The following is a 15708-nucleotide window of genomic DNA, read 5'->3' as shown; positions in this document are numbered from 1 at the left end:
TACAGATAGTTTTTGGCGTGAATATGGATTTTCTTTTTAATAAAAACGCAGCTGATTCTGTGTCATCAGCTTCGATTCTTCCTTACTGTATTGCGAACGATGAGAGAACATTGTTGCTCAATTACGACTCTTTAGACACACTGACAAATCGTGAATTAATAAGTGAGTTTATGAAAACCCATGGTTATCATCATCTCGTTATTTTTAATATGCCTCATAGAGCGGATGTGCTGCCATTAAAAGACTGGCCAAAACTAAAAGGGTTATTTTTTAAAAACACCAAAACAGATATTTTTGAACAAGGGCTGCAAGAAATTAAAAAGGGATCTTTGTGGTTTCCAAGAACGGTGAGCGATAAATGGATGAGAGAAATGCTCGAAACTGAGCAAAAAAATCAAATTCAATCAAACAACTTAACGTTTAAAGAATCTAAAGTGCTGCACTTGCTTTCTTCTGGTGCGACCTGCCCTCAAATCGCTGATACTTTATTTATTAGCGAAGCAACTGTGCGAGTTCATTTGCATAAGATTTACCAAAAAATCAATGTCAAAAACAAACAAAAAGCCTTACAGTGGTGCGAAAGGAACATAAATAAAATCAATAAGCTTGCGGGCTAACTTGGAAGCGAATGGTATCTTGATACTGACCTGCAGCTTGGTTACTAAATGCAGTTAACTTTATTTTTAAAGGAATTAAAAAATCTGTCTGCTTGGTAAACAAGAACCTTCTTTTCATTGCGTGATTTAGCTCGACATAGTCCCCAGTAAGCGCCAGTGAATAGTTAATTGCATAGCTGCTTTGGTAAAGCTCATGAATCAGTTTACCATTATGCTCTGACCAAATAGTCATTGTGATATCTGTATTTGCAACAACCTGTAAACTAGGCAGCAAACTATATTCTTTTTGAGGTATAAGCTCCCCTAAATCAATACTTGTGTTAGCACTGTTATATCCTAAAAAAGACAGTGCGACATGAGTAGGGATTGATACATCTAAATCATAATCTAACTCATCAACCACTTCATGAAATTGACTTTTAAGTACGAGTTTGACGGTATCTTGATACTGACCTGCACGTGCGATGCTACCTTTTGCAATCACAAACCGTAAATCTGTTGTATTGTCAGAAATAGCAAGGTTATTGACAGATGAGTTATTAAAAATCGAACTTGAATTTCCAATGAAATAAGGGATGTGTTGATACTGACCACGCAATTGTTGGTTATTTTCACTCGAGACTTGCAAATAGTATGAACAACTTGTGTCGCCCTCTATGATTACTTTAATCTGCTTTTCAGCATCTTGATTTTGTAGTGTTCGGTAATCCTGTAAGTTATCGAATAGATGCTCAATTCTTTGTATCTTTGCAGAACACTGGCCAAAACACGCCGATGTATAAAAGAGCGCATTAATTAAAAGTGCTGAAAATAGAAACCGCTTAATGTACATAAATCACTCCTTTATTATGCAGCTGTTGCTGTGTATCTATATCGATAATTAAGGGCTCATGGATGACATTTTTTAGCACAATTTGATATTGGCATGGTTTTAGACCAGTCAGTGCAAAGCGCCCTGTTTTACTTGTAAAAAATAAGTAAGGCTCTGCTGCTTGCTCCTCAATGCAACGCGCCTCACCAACTTGAAGTGCTAACGGTTCGTTTTCGCTATTTTTTAACGTTCCCAGCATGGAAATATTGTTCTGTGAACCAATTACAACATCATGGCCACTTTTATAAGAAGGATAAAAACTGATGCTACCAGCTCCTAAGTCATATCCAGGCGCTAAGTTTTCAACATCAACCGCAACGGTGGTTCTGTCATAGGCATTTATATTAGCGAGTAAGAGGGTTGGTAGGTCTGAATTAGTGGCTAAAAAATCAGCCCCTTGTGATCCTAGGTTAATTGTTTTCTCAGCTAAACTTGGGTGCGCGCTGATCAAAGCAAAGCTATTTTGGATAGGCTTACCCACCCCCCATTGAGAGTCAGCGAATGCAATACTTGCGGCAGCACTAACACGGCTTTGATGATGCAGCACATTGCCGTTTAAATGCTGATAGTAAGTGCCGTGGTCAAAACTCATCGATAATCGATTTGTATTGTATTGGCTGTTTAGATCAAATACGGCTTCGTTATTGTTGTTTTTTTCTAACCCTGCACGTAAATTTAGTGCACCAACAAAGCGCTGATCTTCATTTTGAGCAAACTCCAATCTGGATTTATCGTATTTAGATTGGTGCGATAACTTTAATCTTTGCCTGTGCGAAAACTGATAACTCAGCGAGAAATTAAAACTCCACTGTTGTTGATGCTCTGTTTCTTGCCACTGCCCACCAAGTGAATAATACCACTGGTGAGTGTTTATATTGCCTGAAACAGTCACCCCCGTTGATTTTTCAAACCGCGTTTGCTCATGACGTCTAGAAACATTTGCAAAAAGCGACGTTTGCACTGATGAGTCACTCATAAAGTTGAGATTTGCTTGTATAAAGTGCTGTCTAGAATTAGCAAGCGAGCTCAATTCATCATTAAAAGCTATCTGATAAAAGTCAGGGTTACTGTATTCGTAGCCAATGCTGAAATCGGTTCCAGTCTGAGATGGTTGTCTAAATGAGCTATAGGCAAATCGATATGCATAGCCATTCGTTGCATCAAGATTAATTGCATTTTCAAATGATAACTGCCCTATTGGGGTCGCAAATATTTGCTTAAAGCCGAGTTGCTGTGTTTCTTCATTCCCTTGGGCTGAAAAACCAGCAGTCCAACTTGTTGAGATACCGTAGTCAATAAAGCCTGAAAATAAAGGCTGATCATAATTGTAGGCTAATTTATCTGCTAATTGTGCTGGGTAACCAAAGTGAAGTTCGTATTCAAGCTGCCCTTCAGAGAACAAATCGAGGCCTGTGGTAAGTGTAAAGTTGACCTCTTTTGTAACACCCGCATTATCCGTGATCTTTAAAACAATATGATTATTGCCCTCTATTAACGGAATATCGTCCAGTGAATAAATACCAGCAGGCAAGTTCAGGCGTCTAAATAAGCGATCATCAATATATACTTCAACAGAAGATGGGCTATCTAGCGTAAAGCGCTGCGATGCACTTGGTCGAATTGTTCTGTCAGAAACAAGAGTAAAATCATGGGCAAGCGACAGCCCAAGGATGCGAGTTGTTGATTGAAAATAACTACCCGCACTGTAATTATCGCCCAATGAAAAACGCATGCCATGAATGGGTAAATCATGGATTACTCTCGTGCCTAAACGCTTAAAGTCATGGTTACTTGGTGTATTTACAAACTGGGCTTCGTTTTCAATCACCCAATTTTTTAGATTTAAAACCGCTTCAGGCCTTACTGTTAGCTGCTTTTGTTCATAATCTTGTGCTTGATTTGATTGATACACATAGCTCGAATACACATTAATGTAGCCACTGTAGTTTGCGCTTTTTATTGCTTGTTGTTGGTTTCGCTTTGACACTGCGGTAATACTTTTCTCTTTGATCATGCTCATTGGCAAGGTTATCTTTAAGCTAAAATAAAGCAGTTCGAACACAGTACCAATGCCCAATGTTTGAAGCTCTTCAATATTTACTAAGCCTCTTTCATCAACAAGCATTTCTATGTGTTCAAGCGTTTGGGTATTTGCTATTGGTCTTAAAAACTCCATCAATTCTGAATGCTTTAATAGCAATGAATCATCCGGAGTTACTAGTAATGAAATGTTTGCTTGAGGTTGCTTGTTTAAGTAGCAGCTAACAGTGAGTTCAAGCTCTTTTAAAGTGGTATTTATTTTTGCATAGGCTAAACCTGCATTAAACAAAGACATACACACAAAGCAAAAAAGCAGACTACTGAGATAGCGCAACGTCTGGCGAGATAACTTCTGCATTAACACTATCCTTCAACGGAATAAGCACTTGCTGTTTGCTTTGTGGCGCAAAGAACACGTCATAACCCGATGCTTTTAGTTGTTGTTTTTTAAATGAAGCGATTTGTTGATGAGACAAATGTATAGCAAGATCATATTCGCTCAGGCGGGCAGCCCCCTTACCATTATTTGCTACCGTTATTTCACAGCTGTAATTACTACATAAGCTCTTTTCGACAACAAGTTCAGGTAAAAAGCTCTCTTGATGTACATGAACAATTAAATTCACATTAAGCAACATCGTCAGTTGTGGCTCAGACGCATTTGCAGAGTTTAAAAGTGGTTGCTCAACTAAACTAATTTGATAGGTTTTATCTAGGCTCGGGGCTTCACTTACCCAGCGCATTTGGATTCGTTGACTTTCACCACGGTGCAATAACAATGTTGGAGGAAACACCCAAACAGGGCTATTTTCTTGATAACGAAACATTGGCTCCGGGCCAGAAAAATCAACCTCAAATATTTCTATATCAAAAGCGACTTCACGGTTAAATACATTATGTATCGTACTGTAGGTTACTTGCTGTGGCTTGGTTGGATCCAAGCTTAGTACCATTGGGCTTACTTCCACAGCAGTGCAGAACAGCGAATTAAATAAAATTAATACTGCAAAGATACGCATTAAAATTGTACCTTTAACTGACTTTGCTCGGCTTTAAACTGCTTAGGTACTTTTAGTAAGACCTCACGAGAAGAGTGTGGCAATAAAAGCTTGCCTGATAATGCACGACTTAACTCATCGCCAGCTAAGCTCATAGTGTCATCATGCTGTTCAATAAACCAAGTTGATTTAGATAAACGCAGTAATTTATTGCCTTCATTTTTTAACCGTACTTTCCAAAGCCCTTCTTGCTGTTGCTGCTTTTGTTCAATTACAAGTTTTGCTGTAGCCCCTTCGGGTACCACAGTAAATAAGGTACGAAAGCTAGTCGCAATGCCAACACCCGATTGGTTCGATTCACCTGTATCAATCATTACTTGGTCAACGCCAATCCGGTATGATTTAGAGGCTGCTAAAATAGGATCGCCCACATAGCGAATTAAAATTGATTGAGACTTTCCAGGTGCAATAATGGTTGTCATTGGCAGTATGAAAAAATCTGCATCGTTTGTGGTCAGCTGCTCCTCACCCGAGGGTGTAATTTTTAAGTCAAATGCTGTTAATTCAATAGCGAGCGAAGCTGATGAATTGTTCATTACACGAATTGTTTGTTGTGCATTAGAGCCACTTGGCGCTAATTCAGCAACCATAGGCTGAACTTGAAATGCGACACTGTGAAATGAAAGAAGAAGTGAGAATAAATAGATAAGTCTGTGCATCATCTCTCCTTTGATGATAAGGCAGCCATAGGCTGCCTAAAATAACTTAGTTAGCTGTAACAGTTAGCATTAAAGTGTCTGAGTACGTTCCAGAATATATTGGGTCTTCTGTAATTGTCAGTACAATCGTGCCAGGAATACCCCCTACTGCCAAAGCAGCAGAACCAGGTTGACTTTGTTCAGCGCTTTCATCGTTATCACCATCCTCAGCAATAAGCGTAAAAGCAAATGGCGCTGCAGTTAACGCGGCGGTATAACCGACACCATCATCCTCGTCATCAGCGTTTTGTAAGTGCCCTTCAGACGTTGTTAATGTCAGTGTGGCACCATCTGAGTCATTGCATTGCAATTCAAAATCCAGTGTCGTCGTTTGATCTTTAGCAATACTTGGAAAGTAAGTCGATGTATCTAAATTACTTACCTCACAAACCGAAGCGACAGAACCGCTGATATTAATGTTTTCAGCAAGTGCAGCGCCTGACGAGAGCATTGCAATTGCAGATAGTGCTATTAGCTTTTTCATTCCACTATTCCTTATAAAATTATTAGCGACTACCAAACACCACCAGAGGCAATGGTTGGGGTCATTTCTATGCGCAAGATATCCTTGTATTCACCCGCATATATAAGTGGTTCGGTAAGCTGAAACTGAACATCCATCACCCGCTCAAACAAAATATCACTCACTGAGAATACTTGCTTGTTGTGAAGCTGCTCTGCCATGTAAGACTTTTTCAGCGCTGTACTCACAATTGACAAGCTCATTCTGTAGTTGTTAATCACACTGCTTTGCTGATGACGTAATCCACCATTTTGAGAGTGTATAGACACCTTCATCGGTGTATTGCAGTTAATTACCAAAACCGTGTTAACTATGCCACTCTCTGAAAACTGCAGTTCCGCCGATTGTGCTTCAAACCCACACTTTGCACTAACCTCTCCAGTTAGCGTCAAACTCACATCATCAAATGCAAAACAGGGATTTATCACACAACCTACTAATAAGACCGGGAATAACTTCATCGTTTAGCCACTTCACTTCCATATGAATCATCTCGTTAACGGTCTTAGATTATGTGAATTAAGATTTTAACATTGTTGAATTTTGCTTAGATGCGTTTAAGCCGTTGATTACACAGCGTGAATAAGTGAATGAAAATTAAACGCTATAATGTTTCTTTCACAAGGTTAATAATTAACTCATTGCTTTTAATACTAAAATTGACTTGGATTTAATGCTGAAAAGATTTACTTGATGATTTTTCGCTAATTAATTCAAAAGCAGTTGATAAACCTAATTAAACACCGAACAACTAAAACAGGCTCAATTATGGTTTTAGATCATTAAACAACCTCTTTTTGATTGAATAACAAACAAATAATGGTCTATGCTTTTATTTGACCCCATTTTGCAAGGAGCAAACTTTGAAAGTACTCACCCCCTTACGTGCTGCAATTTTAATAGCAGTCACAGCTGTCTCATTGACTGGTTGCCAACTTACTTCAAGTGAACTACCTGCAATCAGTGATTCGGGAACAAAAAACTCAGGGCACGTTGTATGGCATGATTTGATCACACCTAATTTGGCACAATCTCAAGCATTTTATAGCAGCGTGTTTGGTTGGCAATTTCAAGCCGTTAACGACAGCTACACGCTGGCATCATTAGACGGAAAATTAATTGCTGGAATGGCAGAACTTGATAATAAGCAAAATGCCAGCCATTGGCTGAGCCTTATCAGTAGCAAAGATATCGCTGCCGTCAGCGAAAAAACGATCAAAGCCGGAGGTAAAGTCTTAGTAAGCAGTACCGAAATTAAAGGCCGTGGCACTATTGCTGTATTAGAAGATCCTCAAGGGGCTGTGTTTTCGCTGATCAATACAGTAAATGGTGACCCTGAAGCTCAGCAAACTGATAACGGCTGGATTTGGCAAGAAGTATGGAGTGATAATCCAGAGCAGAGCAAAGCCTTTTACCAATCACTTGGTAATTATTCAGCACAAAATAAACCGCTTAATAATGGCAATTACAGTTACTTAGCCTTAAATGGCACACCTGCGATTGGCTTTGTAAAAAAACCAGATGCCGAGATAGGCAACACATGGGTGAATTACATTAAAGTAGCCGATGTTGACGCGACCCTATTAAAAGTAACCGCAGCAGGCGGCATAGTTCTAATGGCACCAAATGACAAAGTACGAAGTGGCAGCGTCGCAATTATTCGTGATCCAGCAGGCGCTGGTATTGTAATTCAGGAGCAAATGTAATGAATAAAAAAATGATTCGCTTAGCTGCTCTTGCGGCTGCAGTTTTAGTTTTAAATGCCTGCACCCCCTATGCAAGCCTAGATATTAATGCGCCGTTTAAAGTAGGCCCTGTGTACGTTAACCCAAGTATTGGCATTGGCGGCACACTTTAATCAATTTCAGGGCGCTGGGTTTTAAACAAAGCGCCCTATTCATTAGTGTTTTACTTTTAAGCGCTGTACCTGAGTCAGCACATCTTCAGCCTTGGCACCTAAGTATACATAGATTGCAAGAGCAACTAATAAACCAACAACAGCAAACATCATAAGCACGGCAGGAATTACATACTCAGTTTGCCCGAGCGCTGCTTTAAACATGGTTAGTAAGGCTTCTATCGATACTGCTATCAAAATTGTTGAGATAAAGCGTGTGATCGTACGTCTCGTTGAGCTGTGGCGAAAAATATCCTTATGCATGAGAATTTCTTCTTCTAGAATAGTTTTGCCTAAATCGAAAATGGCCAACGCTAACGTAACAAAGATTATAATGGTAAATGGTTTGAGCGGGTCTGACTGGGTGTCTTCGCTTAAGACTAAGTCCACCATGCCGGCAAATACTTTATATAGCAGGTAGAACACCAAACAGAACAAGCAACCAACAATCAAGCCATAACCCACCTTAAAGTAGGGTGTCATTCGTGCTCGCTTTATATCCCCCATAATAAATTCAATCAGTTCAGTTAAACACACATCGATGACTAAGAACTGCTGCAAATTATTACCTGCAGGAATTGTTTTAATAACAGAAATACACAGGTGCTTTGTCGCCGTGGAAATATACGGCGATGTAAAGTGCGGTTCCGGCGTAGCAGAAGCGAGTAAAAAATAAGGTCGAGCGCTTAAGTCCTGCCCTGCACCAATATGACTGAGCTTCTTTTTATATTGACGTTTAAAGCAAACATTATCCCCTTGTTGAATACCTTGTTCGTTTAAACAATATTGTAATTCTAAAAATGGATATTGATTGACTAACTGTTGATATTCTTGCTTATTAGTTAAAGACGCTTGAACACTGGCGAGTATAGAAAGCAGTAAATTATGAATAAGCACTTGTTGCTCTTCATAGCGTTCTATAGCACTTAAATAACTCATTCTGGCCATTTTGCTTCCTTAAATTAATGGGATACCAACTCAAGTTAAGCAAGGAAGACTCCAAGTTTGATTTTCAATATAAATCAACAACTTGAATTCAGGCAGGCAAATAAAATTAGAATAAAAGCACTATAAAGGTGCGTATTGCATTTTATATGTCACTAAAACGAAAAAAGCCGTAACTCACTGAGTTACGGCTTTTTAATTTTGGTGCGGATGGGGGGACTTGAACCCCCACGGCCGAAGCCACCACCCCCTCAAGATGGCGTGTCTACCAATTCCACCACATCCGCATACAATTCTGTATGTTGTTAAGCTTATCGTTTACCTGAGGAGTGAAAACTGCTTAACAGTAATTAGCAAAGCTAATTAGTTAGGTACGTCAGACGCTTTTTCTTCTGTTGCAGGCACATCAGTTTGTGCTGGCGTTACAGATTCAACAGCTGGCGCAGCTTCTAGGTTTTCCCACTCATCAGTCTTTTTAATTTGACCTGCTGTAAGGTTACCTAGAACAATACTTAGTACGAAGAAGATCGTTGCTAAGATTGTTGTTGTTTTAGTCATGAAGTTACCAGCACCCGATGAGCCAAACACTGTTGCAGAAGCACCTGCACCAAATGATGAACCCATATCTGCGCCTTTACCTTGTTGGATTAAAACCATACCAACTAATGCTAAAGCAACGATTAAATAAACTACTAATAAAATTTCGTACATCTTATACGGTCCCTTTTGCACTTTCACAGATAGCAGTAAATGAATCTGCTTTAAGACTTGCGCCACCAATGAGGCCGCCGTCTATATCTGGTTGTGCAAATAATAATTCGCTATTTTTTTCATTCACGCTACCACCATATAAGATGGTTAGTTGCTGTGCTATATCGCTATCCACAGAAGCAATTTTATCACGGATAAACTTATGTACAGCTTGCGCTTGCTCAGGAGAGGCAGTCTTACCTGTGCCAATGGCCCAAACGGGCTCGTATGCTACCACAGAATTCTTCAGTGCTGCTACACCTAATTTGCTAATTACAGCATCAATTTGTGCTGCAACCACTAATTCAGTTTCATTTGCTTCACGTTGCTGTTCACTTTCACCCACACAAAGAATAGGAGTTAAGCCAACTTGCTGCGCTCGAGCAAATTTATCTGCAACAACCTCATCTGATTCACCGTAAATGCTACGACGTTCAGAATGTCCCACTAACGTATAAGTTGCGCCTAAGTCTTTTACTAACTGAGCATCTACTTCACCCGTAAATGCACCTGCTTGGTTTTCAGAGACTGTTTGCGAACCAAACGTAACGTTTTGCTGCTGCAAAGAACTCAACAATGGGAATGGTGGGAACACCACTATATCCAGTTCATCCGATTGAACATTTTTGATAGCATTTGATAACTGTTCAACAAGCTCTAAAGAGCCGTTCATTTTCCAATTACCTGCGACCATCGGCTTACGTGTTGCCATTATTCCACTCCACATTAGAAAGCGGGCAAGATACTAACTCGACTTGCCCAAAGTTACAAGAGGTTATTGTTATACCACGGTTTGTTTGCTCACAGTTTCGACAACTGCGGCTATTTTACGTGCGCTATCAAGAACAACTTTTTCCTGTTCAGCTTCTACCATTACTCGCACAACAGGTTCCGTTCCTGATTTTCGAAGTAATACACGCCCTGTATCACCTAATTTTTCTTCGACCTGTGCAACCATATCGATTACAGATTGATCTTGTGTCGGATCAGTCCCTTGAGGGTAGCGCACATTAATCATTTTCATTGGGTACTTTGTAAAACCAGCCCCGAGGTCTTGCAACGTTTTATTTTGTGCAACCATCGCAGCTAACACTTGTAAGCTTGAGATAATGCCATCACCGGTGCTGATCAAATCAAGGTTTAACACGTGACCTGAGCTCTCACCACCGATTTTCCAGCCTTTTTCTTGCAGTAGCTCCATCACGTAGCGGTCACCGACCTTACTACGAGCAAATTCAATTCCTCGGGCTTTTAAGGCATTTTCAAGGCCCATGTTTGACATTACCGTACCAACGACACCACCCCCTAACATATCGTCATTTGCAGCTTGGCAAGCAATGATATAAACAATGTCATCACCATCAAATACACGGCCATTATGGTCAACCATCATTACGCGGTCACCATCACCGTCATAAGCAATACCGACATCCGCATTGTGTTCTAATACCTTACGCTTAAGGGTTTCAACGTGGGTTGCGCCACACTCAAGGTTAATATTTACCCCGTTTGGCTCACAGGCATGACAGATAACATCTGCGCCAAGCTCACGCATTACAGAAGGTGCGATGTTATAAGTGGCACCATTTGCGCAATCGAGCACAATTTTTAAGCCCTCAAGCGATAAGCCTTGTGGGAACTGGCTTTTACAAAACTCAATGTAGCGGCCATCTGCTGTCTCTAATCGACGAGCTTTACCAAGCTTATCAGAAGCCACACAAGTCATCGGTTCATCCATCATGGCTTCAATTTCAAGCTCGACTTCATCTGCAAGCTTTAAACCTCGACCACTAAAAAACTTGATGCCATTATCATGATAAGGATTATGAGATGCACTGATAACAATGCCAGCTTCAGCACGGAACGTTTGCGTAAGGTAAGCCACTGCCGGTGTCGGCATAGGGCCTAATAATACAACATCAATACCCGCAGCGATTAAACCGGCTTCAAGTGATGTTTCGAGCATATAGCCAGAGATACGAGTATCTTTACCAATAATGACTTTTTTGGTACCAATTTTTGATAAAACGCGGCCTGCAGCCCAACCTAGCTTTAGCGCAAATTCAGGAGTGATTGGAAACTCACCCACCATGCCACGCACACCATCTGTGCCAAAATACTTTCTTGTGTTACTCATTTGAAATTCCTCGTTCACATGCTTGCCAAACCGCTAGCACGTCAGCTGTTTCTTGTACGTCATGAACACGAATGATTTTTGCACCGTTTTGTGCTGCAATCAGTGCACCAGCAAGGCTTCCTGCTAAGCGTTCATTCGTGTCTCTATTTAATAAATTACCGATCATTGATTTACGAGAAAGACCTGCTAAAACTGGTAAATTGAACTTATTAAATAGATTAAATTCTTTAAGTATTTGATAATTATGAGCCAAAGTTTTACCAAAACCAAAACCTGGATCTAAAATAATACGTTGTTGCTGAATGCCCGCTTGCTCACATGCGGCTAAACGCTCTGCAAAGAATTCGTTAATATCAGCTAATAAATCATTATAGTGTGGGTTACTTTGCATCGTACGAGGCTGACCTTGCATATGCATTAAGCAAATTGCTACTTCTGGGTATTGGGCCAATACCTCAATCGCACCTGCCTCTTGCAGTGCTCTGACATCATTGATGATATCAGCTCCTGCAATAATCGCTTGGCGCATCACTTCGCTTTTGCTGGTATCAATGGAAATAATACAATCGCTGGTTGCTCTAAGGGCTTTAACTAATGGAATAACGCGTTCGAGCTCATCTTCAAGAGATACATCAGGTGCTCCAGGGCGGGTTGACTCACCACCTATATCAATTATTTTTGCGCCTTGATTTAATAACGTTTGAGCTTGTTTGACAGCGCTGTCTAGCTGACAGTAACTACCACCATCAGAAAAAGAGTCTGGAGTGACATTTAAAATCCCCATCACGACTGGGGAGTCGAGGTGTAATGTACGACCTCGAGGTAAGTTAAGAACGGTCATTGAACACCTATGCTATTAATTAGCGTCAATTGCGCATTTATTATTCTAGATAACAGTTTGAAAATTGCGCATTTTTTTGTAATAAAAAAGCCCCGACTAGCGGGGCCTTTCTGTGTCTAATTGTACCGACTATTCGGCTTTGTCATCAACATTTGTTTTTGTTTCTGACGTTTGTTCTGACTCTTTTGCCTCACTTTCCACTACTTTAGAAGTAGATGTGGTTGGCTTTTTATCATCAGAGCGACGATCATGAACATCACGCGGCTCGCGTACAGGCTGACGTGCCATTAAGTCATCAATTTGACCCGCATCAATCGTCTCGTACTTCATTAGTGCATCTTTCATCGCATGTAAGATATCAATGTTATCTTTAAGGATTTGCTCTGCACGTTGATAGTTACGGTCTGAGAATAAACGAACTTCACTATCGATCACTTTTGCTGTTTCATCAGACATGCTCATAGCACGGCTACCGCCGCCACCCATGTACATTTCGTTTTGATCTTCAGCGTAAAGTAATGGACCTAATTTTTCACTTAGACCCCACTGAGTAACCATTTTACGAGCAATGTCAGTCGCACGTTCAATATCGTTACTAGCACCTGTGGTAACTTTATCATCACCATAGATTAGCGCTTCTGCAATACGACCACCGTAAAGGCTAGAAATCATTGACTCTAAAAGCTCTTTAGAGTGGCTCACACGGTCTTGCTCAGGCAAGTACATAGTTACACCAAGTGCACGACCACGAGGAATGATAGACACTTTGTACACTGGATCATGTTCAGGCACCATGCGACCAACAATCGCGTGACCTGCTTCATGGTAAGCAGTCATTTCTTTTTCTTGCTCACTCATCACCATGGTCTTGCGCTCTGCGCCCATCATGATTTTATCTTTTGCAGCATCAAACTCAGCCATGCTTACAACGCGTTTGTTACCACGTGCTGCGTACAAAGCGGCTTCGTTTACTAAGTTTGCAAGATCAGCACCAGAGAAACCTGGCGTACCACGTGCAATTACCGCAGCTTCTACATTGTCGCCTAACGGCACTTTACGCATGTGAACTTTAAGAATTTGTTCACGACCACGGATATCAGGAAGACCAACAACAACTTGACGGTCAAAACGACCTGGTCGTAATAACGCAGGGTCTAATACATCTGGGCGGTTCGTTGCAGCAATTACGATAATACCTTCATTACCTTCAAAACCGTCCATTTCAACAAGCATTTGGTTAAGTGTTTGCTCACGCTCATCATGACCACCACCCATGCCTGCGCCACGTTTGCGGCCTACGGCATCAATTTCATCAATAAAGATGATACAAGGTGCTGCTTTTTTCGCTTGCTCGAACATGTCACGTACGCGTGATGCACCGACACCAACGAACATTTCTACGAAATCTGAACCAGAGATTGTGAAAAACGGCACTTTTGCTTCACCAGCTACCGCTTTAGCAAGCAAGGTTTTACCGGTACCAGGAGGACCTACCATTAACACGCCTTTCGGAATGCTACCACCCAGTTTCTGGAACTTAGATGGGTCACGTAAGAAGTCAACCAGTTCAGTTACATCTTCTTTCGCTTCATCACAACCCGCTACATCAGCAAACGTTGTTTTAACTTGGTCTTCGCTCATCAGGCGCGCTTTACTCTTACCGAAAGACATCGCACCTTTACCACCACCACCTTGCATTTGACGCATGAAGAAAATCCATACACCAATAAGCAGTAACATTGGGAACCAAGAGATTAAAATGCTGGCAAGGAAAGACTGCTCTTCAGGCTTAACACCTTTAACATTTACATTGCTTTTTAAAAGATCATTCAAGATGTCTTTGTCATACATTGGCATGATAGTTTGAAAGCGCTCACCATTTGTTTTGGTACCCGTAATCGTACCTGTGGTGCTCTCAATAGAAACTTCTTGAATAGCGCCACTACGAGCGTCGCTAACAAATTGAGTGTAACTTGTTTGGCGATCAGCTTGATCACCACCGTTAAAGCTCTGAAACACTGACATTAGCACTACTGCAATGACCAGCCAGAGTATTAGATTTTTCGCCATATCGCTCAAGGAGTTAACCTCTTGTATCCAATTAATTTAAATTCTACTTCACGCAGCACAACTGTACTACAGTTTGTAGCCTGTCGCCACTATATAAACTTCGCGAGAACGGGCACGCGATGCGTCAGGCTTTCTAATTTTGACCGCTTTAAAGCTATTACGTACTTCTTGTAAGTATTGATCAAATCCTTCGCCTTGGAAGACTTTGACACAAAATGCACCATTTTTCTTTAAAACTTGGTGGCACATGTCTAATGCCAATTCAACTAAATACATGCTACCCGCTTGGTCTACCGATGTATTACCGCTCATATTCGGTGCCATATCAGAAAAAACTACATCAACATTTTTCCCATCGATGCGAGTTAAAAGTGCATCAAGCACAGCTTCTTCACGAAAGTCACCTTGTAAGAAATCAACACCTGCGAGTGAGTCCATAGGTAAAATATCACAAGCAATAACTTGGCCTTTATCACCAACCTTTTCAGCTAAATACTGTGACCAACTTCCCGGCGCAGCACCTAAATCAACCACTGTCATCGATGGTTTGATTAATTTATCTTTGTTTTGAATTTCGTCTAATTTGAATACCGCACGAGAACGCCAACCTTTCTTTTGCGCTTCGTGAACATAAGGATCGTCGAAATGTTCCTTCAGCCAACGCTTAGAACTGGCTGAATGTTTTTTATTTGCCATAAAATTAATACGTAACTAATTAGTAATATTCTCTAGATGGCGTTAGAATACCCTTAATTCAAGCCATATTCAGCAAAATTTGTAACATCATGAAATTATCGAACAAACAAAAGCAGTTTTTAAAAGGTCAAGCACACAGTTTAAAACCTGTTGTTTTACTTGGTGCAAACGGTTTAACAGAAGGCGTTTTAGTTGAAATTGAAATCGCGTTAAATATCCACGAGCTAATCAAAGTAAAAGTACCTACTGACGAGCGCGAAACTAAAGCATTGATTTTTGATGCGATTGTTCGCGAAACTGGCGCAACTAAATTACAAACAATTGGTCACACAATTGTATTGTATCGCCAAAGCGAAGAGAAAAAGATTCAATTACCACGCGGTTAACTTTCGCCTGAGTAATCTCTAATCATAAAAAAGCCAGCTAAAATGCTGGGCTGATACTTTATTAGGGATCTACATATGTAGATCCCTTTTTATTTATGTACATAAAATCATAGGGTTAACATTAAAACTTACGCAAAAAAAACATTCGCGAGCAGATATATTTTCTATATATTCAATAG

The 15708-nt window shown here is 40.5% G+C and carries 17 protein-coding genes and 1 tRNA gene; 4 read left to right on the top strand and 14 right to left on the bottom strand.

Annotation, left to right across the window (positions count from 1 at the left end):
- Positions 1 to 23 precede the first annotated feature (23 nt).
- Complete coding sequence (locus tag CWC28_RS02505) at positions 24 to 617, top strand: helix-turn-helix transcriptional regulator (RefSeq protein ID WP_205630224.1); 594 nt, start codon at positions 24 to 26, stop codon at positions 615 to 617.
- Here the strand turns inward: CWC28_RS02505 and CWC28_RS02500 are convergent.
- Genes CWC28_RS02500 through CWC28_RS02475 form a run of 6 tightly spaced genes read right to left on the bottom strand, consistent with a single transcriptional unit; the run spans position 598 to position 6235 of the window.
- Positions 598 to 1449 (bottom strand): hypothetical protein, encoded by an 852-nt coding sequence (locus CWC28_RS02500; RefSeq protein WP_105174612.1) that lies wholly within the window; start codon positions 1447 to 1449, stop codon positions 598 to 600. The two genes, CWC28_RS02505 and CWC28_RS02500, sit on opposite strands and share 20 nt — an antisense overlap.
- The gene (locus tag CWC28_RS02495; protein WP_249324939.1) at positions 1439 to 3886 is read right to left on the bottom strand and encodes a fimbria/pilus outer membrane usher protein; all 2448 of its coding nucleotides are present in this window, start codon (positions 3884 to 3886) and stop codon (positions 1439 to 1441) included. Before CWC28_RS02495 ends, CWC28_RS02500 begins: the two co-directional genes overlap by 11 nt.
- Positions 3846 to 4547 (bottom strand): hypothetical protein, encoded by a 702-nt coding sequence (locus tag CWC28_RS02490; RefSeq protein ID WP_082873950.1) that lies wholly within the window; start codon positions 4545 to 4547, stop codon positions 3846 to 3848. The genes CWC28_RS02495 and CWC28_RS02490 overlap by 41 nt, the downstream gene beginning before the upstream one ends.
- Positions 4547 to 5248 (bottom strand): fimbrial biogenesis chaperone, encoded by a 702-nt coding sequence (locus tag CWC28_RS02485; RefSeq protein WP_249324938.1) that lies wholly within the window; start codon positions 5246 to 5248, stop codon positions 4547 to 4549. Before CWC28_RS02485 ends, CWC28_RS02490 begins: the two co-directional genes overlap by 1 nt.
- A gap of 43 nt (positions 5249 to 5291) precedes the next feature.
- Positions 5292 to 5768 (bottom strand): hypothetical protein, encoded by a 477-nt coding sequence (locus tag CWC28_RS02480; protein WP_138624672.1) that lies wholly within the window; start codon positions 5766 to 5768, stop codon positions 5292 to 5294.
- Positions 5769 to 5797: 29 nt separating this feature from the next.
- The gene (locus CWC28_RS02475) at positions 5798 to 6235 is read right to left on the bottom strand and encodes a hypothetical protein (RefSeq protein ID WP_233999196.1); all 438 of its coding nucleotides are present in this window, start codon (positions 6233 to 6235) and stop codon (positions 5798 to 5800) included.
- A gap of 435 nt (positions 6236 to 6670) precedes the next feature.
- Here CWC28_RS02475 and CWC28_RS02470 point away from each other — a divergent pair, with 435 nt between their 5' ends.
- On the top strand, positions 6671 to 7513 hold the full coding sequence (locus CWC28_RS02470) for a VOC family protein (RefSeq protein WP_063700064.1): 843 nt from the start codon (positions 6671 to 6673) through the stop codon (positions 7511 to 7513).
- Positions 7513 to 7665, top strand: a complete 153-nt coding sequence (locus CWC28_RS21880) for a hypothetical protein (protein WP_165385100.1) — start codon at positions 7513 to 7515, stop codon at positions 7663 to 7665. Before CWC28_RS02470 ends, CWC28_RS21880 begins: the two co-directional genes overlap by 1 nt.
- A gap of 42 nt (positions 7666 to 7707) precedes the next feature.
- Here CWC28_RS21880 and CWC28_RS02465 read toward each other — a convergent pair whose 3' ends face one another.
- The 8 genes from CWC28_RS02465 to rlmE all read right to left on the bottom strand — a co-directional run bounded on the left by CWC28_RS02465 (position 7708) and on the right by rlmE (position 15143).
- Positions 7708 to 8652 carry a hypothetical protein gene (locus tag CWC28_RS02465; protein WP_063700066.1) on the bottom strand — a complete coding sequence of 315 codons (945 nt, stop codon included), beginning with the start codon at positions 8650 to 8652 and terminating at the stop codon, positions 7708 to 7710.
- A gap of 199 nt (positions 8653 to 8851) precedes the next feature.
- Positions 8852 to 8936, bottom strand: a tRNA-Leu gene (locus CWC28_RS02460).
- Positions 8937 to 9012: 76 nt separating this feature from the next.
- A complete protein-coding gene (gene secG, locus CWC28_RS02455; protein ID WP_063700068.1) occupies positions 9013 to 9360 on the bottom strand; it encodes a preprotein translocase subunit SecG in 348 nt (115 codons plus the stop codon).
- 1 nt (position 9361) lies between these two features.
- On the bottom strand, positions 9362 to 10111 hold the full coding sequence (tpiA, locus tag CWC28_RS02450) for a triose-phosphate isomerase (protein ID WP_138624671.1): 750 nt from the start codon (positions 10109 to 10111) through the stop codon (positions 9362 to 9364).
- Positions 10112 to 10180: 69 nt separating this feature from the next.
- Positions 10181 to 11536: a phosphoglucosamine mutase gene (glmM, locus tag CWC28_RS02445; protein ID WP_063700072.1), complete on the bottom strand. Its 1356-nt coding sequence runs from the start codon at positions 11534 to 11536 to the stop codon at positions 10181 to 10183.
- Positions 11529 to 12377, bottom strand: a complete 849-nt coding sequence (folP, locus tag CWC28_RS02440; protein WP_105174617.1) for a dihydropteroate synthase — start codon at positions 12375 to 12377, stop codon at positions 11529 to 11531. The genes glmM and folP overlap by 8 nt, the downstream gene beginning before the upstream one ends.
- A 129-nt stretch (positions 12378 to 12506) precedes the next feature.
- Positions 12507 to 14447 (bottom strand): ATP-dependent zinc metalloprotease FtsH, encoded by a 1941-nt coding sequence (ftsH, locus tag CWC28_RS02435; RefSeq protein WP_063700076.1) that lies wholly within the window; start codon positions 14445 to 14447, stop codon positions 12507 to 12509.
- A gap of 66 nt (positions 14448 to 14513) precedes the next feature.
- Positions 14514 to 15143, bottom strand: coding sequence for a 23S rRNA (uridine(2552)-2'-O)-methyltransferase RlmE (rlmE, locus tag CWC28_RS02430; protein WP_054551703.1), 630 nt, complete (start codon positions 15141 to 15143; stop codon positions 14514 to 14516).
- Positions 15144 to 15232: 89 nt separating this feature from the next.
- On the opposite strand from rlmE, the gene yhbY reads away from it, so the two are divergent.
- Positions 15233 to 15529: a ribosome assembly RNA-binding protein YhbY gene (gene yhbY / locus CWC28_RS02425; RefSeq protein ID WP_063700078.1), complete on the top strand. Its 297-nt coding sequence runs from the start codon at positions 15233 to 15235 to the stop codon at positions 15527 to 15529.
- Positions 15530 to 15708: the final 179 nt, after the last annotated feature.

It is taken from the genome of Pseudoalteromonas sp. S4492 (assembly GCF_005886115.1).
In the GTDB taxonomy this organism is placed as follows: Bacteria; Pseudomonadota; Gammaproteobacteria; order Enterobacterales; family Alteromonadaceae; genus Pseudoalteromonas; species Pseudoalteromonas gelatinilytica.
Note: the sequence above shows the minus strand (reverse complement) of the source record. Positions and strands in the feature narration are given on the sequence as shown.

Bases quoted from the DNA above. Each gene is read 5' to 3' on its own strand.
- CWC28_RS02465 (WP_063700066.1), bottom strand. From the start codon at position 8,652: ATGGCCAGAATGAGTTATTTAAGTGCTATAGAACGCTATGAAGAGCAA.
- folP (WP_105174617.1), bottom strand. From the start codon at position 12,377: ATGACCGTTCTTAACTTACCTCGAGGTCGTACATTACACCTCGACTCC.
- CWC28_RS02500 (WP_105174612.1), bottom strand. From the start codon at position 1,449: ATGTACATTAAGCGGTTTCTATTTTCAGCACTTTTAATTAATGCGCTC.
- secG (WP_063700068.1), bottom strand. From the start codon at position 9,360: ATGTACGAAATTTTATTAGTAGTTTATTTAATCGTTGCTTTAGCATTA.
- CWC28_RS02485 (WP_249324938.1), bottom strand. From the start codon at position 5,248: ATGATGCACAGACTTATCTATTTATTCTCACTTCTTCTTTCATTTCAC.
- CWC28_RS02480 (WP_138624672.1), bottom strand. From the start codon at position 5,768: ATGAAAAAGCTAATAGCACTATCTGCAATTGCAATGCTCTCGTCAGGC.
- glmM (WP_063700072.1), bottom strand. From the start codon at position 11,536: ATGAGTAACACAAGAAAGTATTTTGGCACAGATGGTGTGCGTGGCATG.
- tpiA (WP_138624671.1), bottom strand. From the start codon at position 10,111: ATGGCAACACGTAAGCCGATGGTCGCAGGTAATTGGAAAATGAACGGC.
- CWC28_RS02495 (WP_249324939.1), bottom strand. From the start codon at position 3,886: ATGCAGAAGTTATCTCGCCAGACGTTGCGCTATCTCAGTAGTCTGCTT.
- CWC28_RS02505 (WP_205630224.1), top strand. From the start codon at position 24: ATGGATTTTCTTTTTAATAAAAACGCAGCTGATTCTGTGTCATCAGCT.
- CWC28_RS02490 (WP_082873950.1), bottom strand. From the start codon at position 4,547: ATGCGTATCTTTGCAGTATTAATTTTATTTAATTCGCTGTTCTGCACT.
- yhbY (WP_063700078.1), top strand. From the start codon at position 15,233: ATGAAATTATCGAACAAACAAAAGCAGTTTTTAAAAGGTCAAGCACAC.
- CWC28_RS21880 (WP_165385100.1), top strand. From the start codon at position 7,513: ATGAATAAAAAAATGATTCGCTTAGCTGCTCTTGCGGCTGCAGTTTTA.
- rlmE (WP_054551703.1), bottom strand. From the start codon at position 15,143: ATGGCAAATAAAAAACATTCAGCCAGTTCTAAGCGTTGGCTGAAGGAA.
- ftsH (WP_063700076.1), bottom strand. From the start codon at position 14,447: ATGGCGAAAAATCTAATACTCTGGCTGGTCATTGCAGTAGTGCTAATG.